Origin of the sequence: Bradyrhizobium genosp. L (genome assembly GCF_015624485.1) — a bacterium.
Classification (GTDB): Bacteria; Pseudomonadota; Alphaproteobacteria; order Rhizobiales; family Xanthobacteraceae; genus Bradyrhizobium.
On record NZ_CP061378.1, the window covers coordinates 5,988,153 to 5,999,204 of the forward strand.

Sequence of the window (11,052 nt, forward strand, 5' to 3'; positions counted from 1 at the left end):
CGATGCTATCCGGCCTGCGGCCGCCCACCGGTCCACGCCCGCGTGAGCAAATCGCGAATGCCGCTCTCTTCGATCGGTCGTGGATTCCAGTACGGATTCCTGGTCGCGAGCGCGGCGGCTTTTGCGATGCCATCCTCGGGCATGCCGAGCTCGGCAAGCGCGCGCGGCGCGCCGAGCCGGGCCGACAGCTCGAACAGGCCGTCGGCCGCATCGCGCGCGCCAAGCGCCCGCGCGGCGCGACCGATCGCTTCGGGTGCGGCCGGCGTGTTGTAGGCGATGGTGTGCGGCAGCAGCACCGCATGGGTCTCGGCATGCGGCAGGTCGAACAGCGCACCCACGGTGTGGCAAAGCTTGTGGTGCAGCGCCATCCCGACGGTGCCGAGGCAGACGGCACAGAGCCATGCGCCATACAGCGCGTCCGAGCGCGCATCGAGATCGTGCGGCCGCGCCATCACCTCGGGCAGCGAGGAGGCGAGCTTGGCGATCGCCTCCTCGGCCATCAGCGACGTGATCGGGTTGCCGTCGCGCGCATACAGCGCCTCGGCGGCATGGGCGATCGCGTTGAGGCCGGAGATCGCGGAGAATTTGGCCGGCATCGAGAGCGTCAGATTGACGTCGTAGATCACGGCCTCGGGCAATATTTTCGGCGATGATTGCGTGGTCTTGACGCCGTCGACGGTCTCGCCGAGCACCGGCGTCATCTCGGAACCGGCATAGCTGGTCGGCAGGATCAGCTGCGGCAGGTCGGTGCGCAGCGCGATCGCCTTGCTCAGGCCCGTCGCTGCGCCCGCGCCGATCGCGACCACGCCGTCCGGCTTCAGTTCGTGCACCGTCTCCATCGCGCGCTGGGTCACCGCCTGGGGCGTGTGCACCACCGCGCCGTCGAACAGGCCGGCCATACGGCCGCCGGTCAGGCTCGCGAGATCGCCGAGCTCGGCCTGCTGCCGTCGGCTCGCCAGTACCAGCGCGCGCCTGATGCCGAGCCGGTCGAGCTCGTCCGGGAGGCTCGCGATGGTGCCCGTCCCGAACACGACCCGCATCGGGCTGACTTGATAGGTGAACGACTGCGGCATGATCAGTCCCGTCCAATCAGCCGCGCCGCCAGTCCCGTGGCGTGCAGCCGAAGCGATGCCTGAAGCGGCGCGTGAAATGCGACAGATCAGAGAATCCCCAGTCGAACGCGATGTCGCCGATCGCGCGCCCGAGCAGGAGAGGATCTCTAAGGTCGCGCGCCGCGCCGTCAAGCCGGCGGTCCATCACATAACCGGCAAAGCTGGTGCCGGCCCGCGCGAACAGCTTGTGGACATAGCGTTCGCTGATCGACACCGACGCGGCCACCGCGGCCGCGGTCAGACCGGGCTCGCGCAGCCTGCGTTCAACTGCGCGGCGCAGTGCGATCCAGGTCGCCTCCACGAGGCTGATGGACCCCATGTCGCGGCGACCGTCGCGCGACAGGCTCAAGGCAACGAGGTCGAGCAGCACGCCGAACAGCCGCGCATTTTCCTCTTCCGGCGTGTTCGGCGCGGCCGAATTCAACGCACGCGCCGTCTCCACGATCAGATGACCGACGAGCGGATCGTCGGACACCCGTGCCGGCTTGACCGCGAATGACGGCGGCAGACGATCCAGCAGCAGCTGCGCCGGCACCCAGAACGACGCGACATGCAGCGACGGGCCTCGACTGTGATGCAGGGCGAACAGCCGCGCGCTGTCGAAGATGCCGACCTGCCCGGCCGACAGCTCGACGTTGCGTCCGTCCTGCTCGATGCGGCAATGGCCGGCAAGTTTCAGATTGAGGTAGAAGCAGCTGCTGCTCGACGCCGCGATGTCGCTCGCCGAGCGCAGCACGAGGTGGCCGGGAAATCTGACGCGATTGATGGCACCCGCACCGAGCCCGATCCGTTCGATTCGTGCCGGAAAGCTGGACTTGTCCGTCGGTTCCGGCGTCAGCTTCATGAACACTTGGCAGATCGCTTCCCGATAATAGGCGAATTGCTCGGCGGGCCGCACGTCCTCGGTATTCCAGGCCAGGCCCGGCACACCGTCGGGGCGAGCGATTTGTTGCATCAGTTCACTCCGAGCCTAGTCCAGTGCAGCCTCAGCCAAGCGCCGCGGGCCCGGCTACCGCAATATCCGACAAACCGCCGCGCGACCCGTCGCGCCATAACCGGAAGCGAGCGTCGATCTAACCAAACCGCTCAAGGAAGCACAATTGGAGAAAGCCCATATGTCGACCTATGTTCTCGTCCATGGCGCCTGGCATACCGGCGCCGAGCTGGAGCCGGTGGCGGCGATCATCCGCGAGGCCGGCCATGTCGTGCATACGCCGACGATTGCGGGCAACCGGCCCGGCGACAAAAAGGACACCGGGCTTGCCGAGGCGATCCGGTCGATCGTGGACTATCTGGCCGAGCATGACCTGACCGACATCGTGCTGGTCGGCCACAGCTATGGCGGCATGGTCATCACCGGCGTTGCCGACGCGGCCGGCGACCGCATCCGCCGGCTGGTGTACTGGAACGCGTTCGTGCCTGACGATGGCGAGTGCCTCAACGACATGGTGCCGCCGACCTACCTCGGGCTGTTCGACGCGATCGCTGCCGAGCGTGGCGATGGCTCGGTGGTGCTGCCGTTCCCGATCTGGCGCGAGGCTTTCATCAACGACGCCGATCTCGAGACGGCGCAGCGCGCCTACGACGTGCTGAACCCGCATCCCTTGAAGACGTTTCAGGACAAGATCGCGCTCAAGACCAACCCGGCCGAAATGGGAATCGCGAAATCCTACGTCAACTGTACCGAGGACACCGCGATGCCGCACGGCCTGCCCTGGCACCCGCGGCTGTCGCAGAAGCTCGGCCTGTTCCGCCTGGTCCAGCTGCCGGGCAGCCACGAGCTGTGCTTCTCCAACCCGGCGCGCCTGGCGCAAGCCTTCCTCGACGCCGGCCGCGATTAAAAATGTGAAGCTTTGTCCTCATTCACCGCCGTCATCGCCCGGCCTGTGCGCAATTGCGCACATGGACCGGGCGACCCAGTACGCCGCGGCCCCTCGGCTTAAGCACAGCCGTCTCTGGAATACTGGATCACCCGCATGCGCGGGTGATGACACTGAGCAAGCTGAGCAATCCGTCGCATCATCCCGAGGACGGCGTTTACGCTAGGCCACCGCCTGGTAGTCCGGCGCGGTGGCAAGGAAGCGCGCATAGGCGTCGGCATCGGGCGGCGTGAACTTCTCGACCAGCGGGTTGCGGCGCCACGTTTTGGCGCCGATGTCGGCGAGCAATTCGTCGAAATGCTTGAAGTGGTAAGGCGCGACGCAGAGCCCGCCATAGACGCCGGCCGCCGGCCGCTCGACGCGTCTGAAATTGAGCATCATCGCGATGTTGTCGTGCATCTCGGCGGCATCAGGCTGTCGCGCGAGCTGGCCGTCGGCGTAGCGCACCAGCCAGTTCGCCGCGAGGTCGGCGCACAACACGGTGCAGAAGCTCGAATTGAAGCCGACGAAGCCCATGTCGGGCAGATCGGGATTGGCGATCAGGCGATACAGCCGATACTGCCCGTCGGGCTCGACCAGCCTGGCCTGGTATTCGTCCGGCAGGAAGGGCACGCCGAGCTTGTAGCCGATCGCCAGCACCGCGAGATCGGCATCGACGCGCTGGCCGCCGCTCATCACGATGGAGTTGCCCTCATAGTGATCGAAGGTGCCGCGCACCGCCTTGATCCGGCCGTCAGCGACCATCGGATAGAAGCCCGGGGTCGCGATCGGCACCGAGCAGTTGACCCCGTCCTCGATCCGCTCCTTCGGCACCATGCCGCACTGCTTCAGCTTGAGCTGCATCTTCAGCATGCTCTCGAGCCCGCGCCAGTTGGCCCAGACCAACGGCTTGGCGATCGCATGCGCGAGCCGGGCGGCAGGACCGATGCCCCAGCTCGCGAACATCTGCTCCTGCGCGCGGATGTAGAGAATGCGCTTGAAGTTGACGAGACCGCCGACGAAGTAGGGGATCCGCCAGACCGGTTCACGAAACACGATGGTGACCTCGCTGGCGCCGGAATTGACGGCATTCACCGCGATGTCGGTGGCGGATTTCGAGCCGCCGAGCACGACCACCTTGCGCCCCCTGGCGAGAGCGGCATCCGCATATTGCGAGGAATGCAGGATCTTGCCGCCCTGCGCCTTGAAGCCGTCCTCGCCTGATAGAGCCAGCGTCTGCGGCTCGTTGAACTGCCCGGTGCAGACCGCGACGAAATCGAAATCCTCGTGGCCGGCCGCGCCGTCGCTCGCGCGCAGCGCGAGCGTCCAGCCGGGCTTGCCGTCGCCCCGGCGCTTCATCGCCTCGACCCTGGTGTTGAACCGCATCGCGCCGTCGAGCCCGTGGCTGCGCGCATAGTCGCGCAGATAGGCATGGACCTGCGGGCCCTTCGGCCACTCCGGATAGGCCTCCGGCATCGCCTTGTCGGTGTAGCGGTAGAGCTCCTTCGGGCTCTGCGTCTGCACGTCGGGATAGGCGCGCGCCGGCTCCCAGACGCCGCCGAGATCGCCGCTGCGCTCGATGATGGTCACCTCGTGGCCGCGCGCGGTGAACGCCTTGCCGGCGGCGAGGCCCGAAATGCCGGCGCCGATCACGCACACTTGCTTCTGCTTGACCATGAAACCTCTCCGCGATGAATGAACAGGTGATGTGTCGGGCGCATGCGTCCCCGTCATCGCCGGAGCCTGCCCCGGCGATTGACGTCCCGCGTGCGACATTGTCTGCGCGGCTTTTTGTCTGTGCCGCCTTGCGCCTAGTCGTTGGCGTCCGGCGGCAGGAAGTCCACTTCGTGCTCGGCGGAGATACGGACCACCTCGGCCGGGTCCTGCAGATTGTGCAGCTTCTCGAACAACGCCTCGAGCTTCGCCATCGGCGACACCCAGAACAGCGCCCGCGCCGGCTTGTCGGACTTGTTGAAATAGCCGTGCGGAATGCCGCGCGGCAGACGCACGAGGTCGCCGACCTTGGCCTGCACCCAGACGCCGTCGAGCTTGAGGTCGAGCACGCCCTCCTGCACCAGGATGAACTCGTCCTGGGTCGGATGGATGTGCACCGGCACGAACTGGCCGGGATCGCTGTTGGTCTCAAAGGCGAAGGTCGAGTCGGTGACCGCCTTCGGATAATAAACCTGGCCCAGGATATTCCAGGTCTTGCCGGCATAACCGGTGCCGTTGCGGGTAATGCCTTTTTCGAGCGTGCCCATGTCAGCCTCTCCAGTGTTGACGCGCCTTGCAGAACTGGAGCCTGTCGCCAGCCGATAAGGCTGTCTAGCCGATAAACGAATCCGCCGCCGTTGCGGTTATGCTGCAATGCGGAAGCACACGGCCGTCGGGAGCCTGCCCAATGCCCTTGCTCCGGCCTGCGCGCCGATCGGGCAGATTGCGCGATAAAACTGCGTTTGCCTTTGCCGGCGAATGCACCGGATCCCGTGAAGAAAACGCGTCAAAACAAAAACCTGGAGCTCCGTTCCGATTCCATCGGAACGGAAAATGCTATAGGCTGCCAGATGTTTTATACCTCAAACAACTCCGGGCCGGCGTGATGGCGATGCGCAGCGAGGCTGCGGCAAGGACACGGCTGAAGGATTTCGCGCGCGTCGCGACGGCGCGGGTCGACGACGCCGCAGAAGCGATCGGCCGCATCTTCTGTCCGCACGCGCTGACGCCGGTCGATCACTCGGAGGACGATTTCTTCGCGGTCCACAATTGCGCGGGATTCGATGGCTTCTCCATCAATTACGTCGCCTATGGCGGATCGGTCGCGATCGATCCCGGCTGCCTCGACCGCTTCTTCCTGCTGCAACTTCCGCTGCACGGCTCGGCCGCGATCCGCACCGCCGCGCGTGACATGACCACGGGGCCAGGACACACCGCATCGCTGCTGTCGCCAACCATCCCGACAGAGATGACCTGGCGCAACGATTGCGCTCAGCTCATCCTGCTGCTCGACCGCAGACTGGTCGAGCACCGCGCCGCGGCGCTGGGCGGCACGGGCGCACGACCCGTTGAGTTCGATCCGGACGTCGCGCTGAGCGGACCGCTCGGACAAACGCTCGCGGCGCGGATCGAGCATCTCGTCACGCTTGCCGAAGGGCTCGGACCACGCAAGACGCTGTCCGCGGTGACCGCGGCCGATTGGCGCGAGTCGTTTCTCCACCTCCTGCTCAACGGCCAGCCGCACAGCCTGAGTCGCGCCATCGATGTCTTCAACGGCCGCGCGGAGACCCAGCCGGCCGCGTTGAAGCGGGTTCGGGCGTATCTGGAGGCGCGCGCGAGCGAGCCGCTGGATCTCGCCGAGCTCGCAGACATCGCCGGCACCGGCATTCGCGCGCTGCAACTCGGCTTCCGCCGCCACTTCGGCACCACCATCACCGACATGCTGCTCGACATCCGCCTCGCCCAGCTCAACAGGCGGCTGAAGTCGGCGCGGCCGGACGAACGCATCGTGGATATTGCATTCGAGCTCGGCTTTACCCATCTGAGCCGGATGGCGAGCGCTTACCGCGCCAAGTTCGGCGAGAGCCCGAGGGCGACGCTGCAGCGGCTGAGCTGAGGTTCCGAACGGATTCTCGTGGTGAGGCCCTGCCCATCCGGCCAGTTTCCGAACCTGCCGCAACATTCCAGATTGGGGGAAGCCAACGGAGCTTCTCATGACCGAACCGACCATCCTCTCCTCACTCTCCTCCGCCTTATCCGAAGTGATCGCGCGTACCGCGCCTGCGATCGTCGCCGTGCATTCGCACCGCCTGCGCGCCTCCGGCTTCGTCTGGAAGGCGGGCCTCATCGTCACCGCCGAGGAGGCGCTGGCCGATGACGGCGAGATCGAGATCGAGCTTGCCGACGGCAGCACGCGGCCGGCGACCGTCGCCGGACGCGACCACACTACCGACGTCGCATTGCTGCGGTTCGACGGTGACACGGCGCCGGTCAAGCTGTCGGCCCAGGTTCCTGCGCTGGGCTCGCTCGCCGTGATCGTCGCGGCCGATCGCGGAGCTGCGACCGCACGGCTCGGCATGGTGTCGCGGTCAGGCCCCGCCTGGCGCAGCCTGCGCGGCGGCGAGATCGACGCGCGGATCGAGCTCGATGTCCGGCTGCGGCACAGCCAGCAGGGTGGCCTCGCGCTCAATGCCGCGGGCGAGCCGTTCGGCATGGCGGTGCTCGGGCCGCGGCGGGTGCTGACGATTCCGGCCGCGACCATCGAGCGCGTCGCGGCCCAGCTCGAAAAGAACGGCCGCATCGCGCGCGGATATCTCGGCGTCGGCTTGCAACCGGTCCGGCTCGACGACGGCATCGGCGCGATGGTGATGAATGTCGACAAGGCCGGCCCCGCGGCCGCCGCCGGCATCCGCCAGGGCGACGTGATTGTGGCCGTCAACGGCGAGAAGCTCTCCAGCGTGCGCGCGTTGTCGCGCAGCCTCGGGCCGCACAGCGTCGGCACCGTGGTCGAACTCACCGTGCATCGCGGCGGTGAGCCACAGAATTTCAAGGTGACCATCGCCGAGAGGCCGGAGACGTGAGCGAACCAGCCGCCGCCGAGATCGTGATCGCACTCGAGGTCGATGACGCCGCGCTCGCCGACCGGCTGGCGACGCTGCTCGGCGGTGTCGCCGGCCTGCGGCTCGCCGCGCCCGGCGAGCAGGCCGCCGCCGCGATCGTCGCGCGCGGCCGCGAGACCGCAGGCGCCGATGAGTTCGAGCTGACGCCGCGCGAGCTCGACGTGCTGGCGCTGCTCGCCGAGGGCGCCTCCAACAAGATGATCGCACAACGGCTCGGCATCTCCGTCCACACCGCGAAATTTCACGTCGGCTCCCTGCTGGACAAGCTCGACGCCACCGGCCGCACCGACGCGGTCGCACATGCGGCAAGGCGCGGGGTGATCAATTTGTGAGGGGTAATGCGGTGGTGATGGTAGCGTAACGCGCTGTCTCCACCTGTCGACGTCCTGGCGAAGTGTGGTCCCGTCATCCTGAGGTGCGAGCGGAGCGAGCCTCGAAGGATCGACGGCCACCAGCCGGGCCGATTCATCCTTCGAGGCTCGCCTAAGTGGCTCGCACCTCAGGATGACGGACGCGGTCAACTTGATACACTCGCAGGAGTCGAGAGCCAGCGCGATTTCGGAATATTGGAATAGTACCGCTGAGTTGCCCAACATGTCAAGTCGCCATGTCGGCAGCCACCGACTCCTTTGCATGGGGTTGTTTTTCGATATTTGGCAGTGCGCCCTGCGGGGCGTCGCGGCAGCGTGCCCACATTACGCGCTTTCCGATCCGGGAAACCACAGCTTGACCAACAGCCCCGGCGCGTTGTCCCGCAGTTCGATGCTGGCGCCGTGCAGGCTTGCGACTGCCGCGACCAGGCTGAGGCCGAGGCCATTGCCTGGCGTGTAGCGGCTCTGCTCAAGGCGGGTGAAGCGCTTGAAGACGTGGCCGTGCTGATCGGCCGGAATGCCGGCACCGTCGTCGGCGACCGCGATCATCGCGCCGGCGTCGTCTCCGCAACAGGTCACGGTCACCCGCCCGCCGGCGCGGCCGTGCTTGATGGCGTTGTCGACGAGATTGGCGATCGCGTCGAACAGCAGATCGCGATCGCCGGTCATCAGCACCTCGCCGTCGCCGGCAAGATCGAGGCGGGTGGCGTCGCGCTCGGCCGCGGCATCGTACAGCTCGACCACCTCGCTTGCGATCTCGACCAGGTTGACGGTTCGGAAGGCGCCGCGCCGGGCGCGCGTCTCGATCTCGGAGATCCGTGTCAGGGAAGCGAACATCCCCAGCACGGTGTCGAGATCGGCGATGGTGTCGCCGATCAGCGCCGCGTCGGTCTCGCCGTTGCGCGGGGCATGATAGGCCTTTTCGAGGCGGCCGCGCATCCGGGTCAGCGGCGTGCGCAGATCGTGCGCGATGTTGTCGCTGACCTGCTTGACGTCGCCCATCAGGGTCTGGATGCGGTCGAGCATCAGATTGAGGTTCTCGGCGACGCGGTCCCATTCGTCATGGCTGCCGCGCAGCGGGATGCGCTGGTCGAGACCCGAAGCCATGATGGCGCGGCTGGTCGCATTGATCGATTCGATGCGGCCGACCGTACGCCGCGTCACCCCGACGCTGGCGCCGGCGGCGAGCACGATGATCAGCAGGCCGACTGCGATGCCGGCCATCCTGATCCGCGCGGTGAAGCTCTCGAGATCGCTGATATCCTGCGCAACCAGCAGCCGATCGCCATTCGCCAGCGTCTCGGTCACGCCGCGCAGCAGCGGCCCCTCCGAGGCGTGCGACAGCCCCGGCGCGCGGAATTCCGTCCATCCCTGCCCTGCGCCCGCCGGCCACTGCTTGAGGTTGCCGGCAAGCAGCGCCGATCCGGACCCTGCCAGCAGATAGACGCGATCGGCAAGACTGCCGTCCGCGATGCGCCGGTCGATCAGGGCGACGAGACCGTCGCGCCCCGTGCGCGCGAAGACGTCGCGCAGGACCGCCTGCTCGCTCATGATCGCGCGATCCGCGCGCTCACGCACATAGGAGACGGTCGACCAGTAGACATAGGCGAAGATCGCCGAAACGAGCAGGCCGAACGTGCCGATGGCGATCAACGCCAGGCGGTACGTCGATGAGCGTAGCGTCTTAGCCAGGAGCACGGAGGCAATACCCGATGCCGCGGATGGTGTGGATCAGCGGATAAGCCTGCTGATCGTCGACCTTGCGGCGGACTCGTCCGACATAAACGTCGATGATGTTGGTGGAGGGATCGAAATGCAGATCCCAGACGTGCTGCAGCAGCATCGCGCGCGACACCACGCGGCCCTCGTTGCGCGCGAGATATTCGAGCAGTTGGAACTCCTTCGGCAGCAGCGGAATCCTGCGGTTGCCGCGGCTCGCGGTGCGCGCGATCAGGTCGATCGCGAGATCGCCGACCCGCAGGATGGTCTCCTTCGCCACGGTCTCACTGCGGCGGCCCAGCGCCTCCAGCCGCGCCAGCAGCTCGACAAAGGAGAACGGCTTGACCAGATAGTCGTCGCCGCCGGCGCGCAGGCCGCGCACGCGGTCGTCGACCTCGCCGAGCGCGCTGATGATCAGGAACGGCACCGCGATGCCGTCGTCGCGCAGCTGGCGCATCACCGCGATGCCGTCGATGTCGGGCAGCATGCGGTCGATCGTGATCACCGCATAGTCGCGTGCCGCGCCGTGGCTCAGCGCCTCGCGGCCGCTGGCGGCGAGATCGACGTCATAGCCGCTGGTGGTGAGCTGCTCGACCAGTTGGCCGGCGGTTTCAGGATCGTCCTCGACGACGAGAATGCGGCGGTGAGCTCCGGTCATCGTGTTCGATATCTCCGAGCGCGCCCCGCGACGATCGCCACCAGACTATTCCATTCCGGGGCTGGATGGAACGCCTGGCGGCGACCGCGTCAACAGTGCGGTCCGTGTTACCAATAATCCCCGCACACATTGACCCACTGCCATCCGTACGGCGTTACTGTCCGGCTCCAGCAGCCATCATAGTAGCCGTCATAATACCCGCCGCCGAAGGCAACGAAGCGATGGTGGCGGAAGAAGCCGTGATGATGGAAACCGTGAGGGCCGTGGAATCCGGCACCGGCAAAGCGCGGTCCGAAGGCCGCGCGGCCCATCGGTGCGCCAACATGCGCACCGCCGAACTGCGGGCCGCCGCCCATATGCGCGAAGGCCATGCCGCCGCCGTGCATACCGCCACCAAAACCGCCATGCATGCCGCCGCCGAAGCCGCCACCGTGACCACCACCGCCGCCACCGCCATGGCCGCCGCCACCACCGCCGCCTCTGGCGAACGCCGCCGGCGCAAACGCCACGCCGGCCGCGACCATCGCAGCCACGAGACCTGTGAAGAGCCTGTTTTTCATCGCGAGATCCTCCGTCACTGAGCTGCGGCGCGAGTTCTTCGCCGCAAGCCGACGTGGACAGCAGACGCAAACCGGCGGCTGCCTTCAACTGACAAATGCGCCAGATTCTGACACGCGATTTAGGTTGGATGAGGGACCGCTGATCTTGATGCGGTTTTTC

At 66.7% G+C, this 11,052-nt stretch carries 11 protein-coding genes; 4 read left to right on the forward strand and 7 right to left on the reverse strand.

Features of this window, described 5'->3' with window-relative positions:
* Positions 1–5: 5 nt before the first annotated feature.
* Together IC762_RS28460 and IC762_RS28465 are read right to left on the reverse strand one after the other, a co-directional pair.
* Complete coding sequence (locus tag IC762_RS28460; RefSeq protein ID WP_195785483.1) at positions 6–1,073, reverse strand: maleylacetate reductase; 1,068 nt, start codon at positions 1,071–1,073, stop codon at positions 6–8.
* Between the two features lie 16 nt (positions 1,074–1,089).
* Positions 1,090–2,067 carry a helix-turn-helix domain-containing protein gene (locus IC762_RS28465; RefSeq protein WP_195785484.1) on the reverse strand — a complete coding sequence of 326 codons (978 nt, stop codon included), beginning with the start codon at positions 2,065–2,067 and terminating at the stop codon, positions 1,090–1,092.
* 160 nt (positions 2,068–2,227) lie between these two features.
* On the opposite strand from IC762_RS28465, the gene IC762_RS28470 reads away from it, so the two are divergent.
* On the forward strand, positions 2,228–2,953 hold the full coding sequence (locus IC762_RS28470; protein WP_195785485.1) for an alpha/beta hydrolase: 726 nt from the start codon (positions 2,228–2,230) through the stop codon (positions 2,951–2,953).
* Between the two features lie 201 nt (positions 2,954–3,154).
* On the opposite strand, the gene IC762_RS28475 is transcribed toward IC762_RS28470, so the two are convergent.
* Positions 3,155–4,648 (reverse strand): flavin-containing monooxygenase, encoded by a 1,494-nt coding sequence (locus tag IC762_RS28475; protein WP_195785486.1) that lies wholly within the window; start codon positions 4,646–4,648, stop codon positions 3,155–3,157.
* Positions 4,649–4,782: 134 nt separating this feature from the next.
* Positions 4,783–5,232, reverse strand: coding sequence for a cupin domain-containing protein (locus IC762_RS28480; protein ID WP_195785487.1), 450 nt, complete (start codon positions 5,230–5,232; stop codon positions 4,783–4,785).
* A 338-nt stretch (positions 5,233–5,570) separates the two neighbouring features.
* On the opposite strand from IC762_RS28480, the gene IC762_RS28485 reads away from it, so the two are divergent.
* From IC762_RS28485 to IC762_RS28495, 3 genes are all read left to right on the forward strand, one after another.
* On the forward strand, positions 5,571–6,581 hold the full coding sequence (locus tag IC762_RS28485) for an AraC family transcriptional regulator (protein WP_195785488.1): 1,011 nt from the start codon (positions 5,571–5,573) through the stop codon (positions 6,579–6,581).
* A gap of 97 nt (positions 6,582–6,678) precedes the next feature.
* Positions 6,679–7,545, forward strand: a complete 867-nt coding sequence (locus IC762_RS28490) for a S1C family serine protease (protein ID WP_195785489.1) — start codon at positions 6,679–6,681, stop codon at positions 7,543–7,545.
* Entirely contained in the window at positions 7,542–7,916 is a 375-nt protein-coding gene (locus IC762_RS28495) for a response regulator transcription factor (protein ID WP_195785490.1), read from the forward strand. The genes IC762_RS28490 and IC762_RS28495 overlap by 4 nt, the downstream gene beginning before the upstream one ends.
* Before the next feature lie 363 nt (positions 7,917–8,279).
* On the opposite strand, the gene IC762_RS28500 is transcribed toward IC762_RS28495, so the two are convergent.
* From IC762_RS28500 to IC762_RS35365, 3 genes are all read right to left on the reverse strand, one after another.
* The gene (locus tag IC762_RS28500; protein WP_246801276.1) at positions 8,280–9,653 is read right to left on the reverse strand and encodes a sensor histidine kinase; all 1,374 of its coding nucleotides are present in this window, start codon (positions 9,651–9,653) and stop codon (positions 8,280–8,282) included.
* Positions 9,640–10,332 (reverse strand): response regulator transcription factor, encoded by a 693-nt coding sequence (locus tag IC762_RS28510; RefSeq protein ID WP_195785491.1) that lies wholly within the window; start codon positions 10,330–10,332, stop codon positions 9,640–9,642. The genes IC762_RS28500 and IC762_RS28510 overlap by 14 nt, the downstream gene beginning before the upstream one ends.
* A gap of 107 nt (positions 10,333–10,439) precedes the next feature.
* Positions 10,440–10,892, reverse strand: a complete 453-nt coding sequence (locus tag IC762_RS35365; RefSeq protein ID WP_195785492.1) for a hypothetical protein — start codon at positions 10,890–10,892, stop codon at positions 10,440–10,442.
* Positions 10,893–11,052 lie beyond the last annotated feature (160 nt).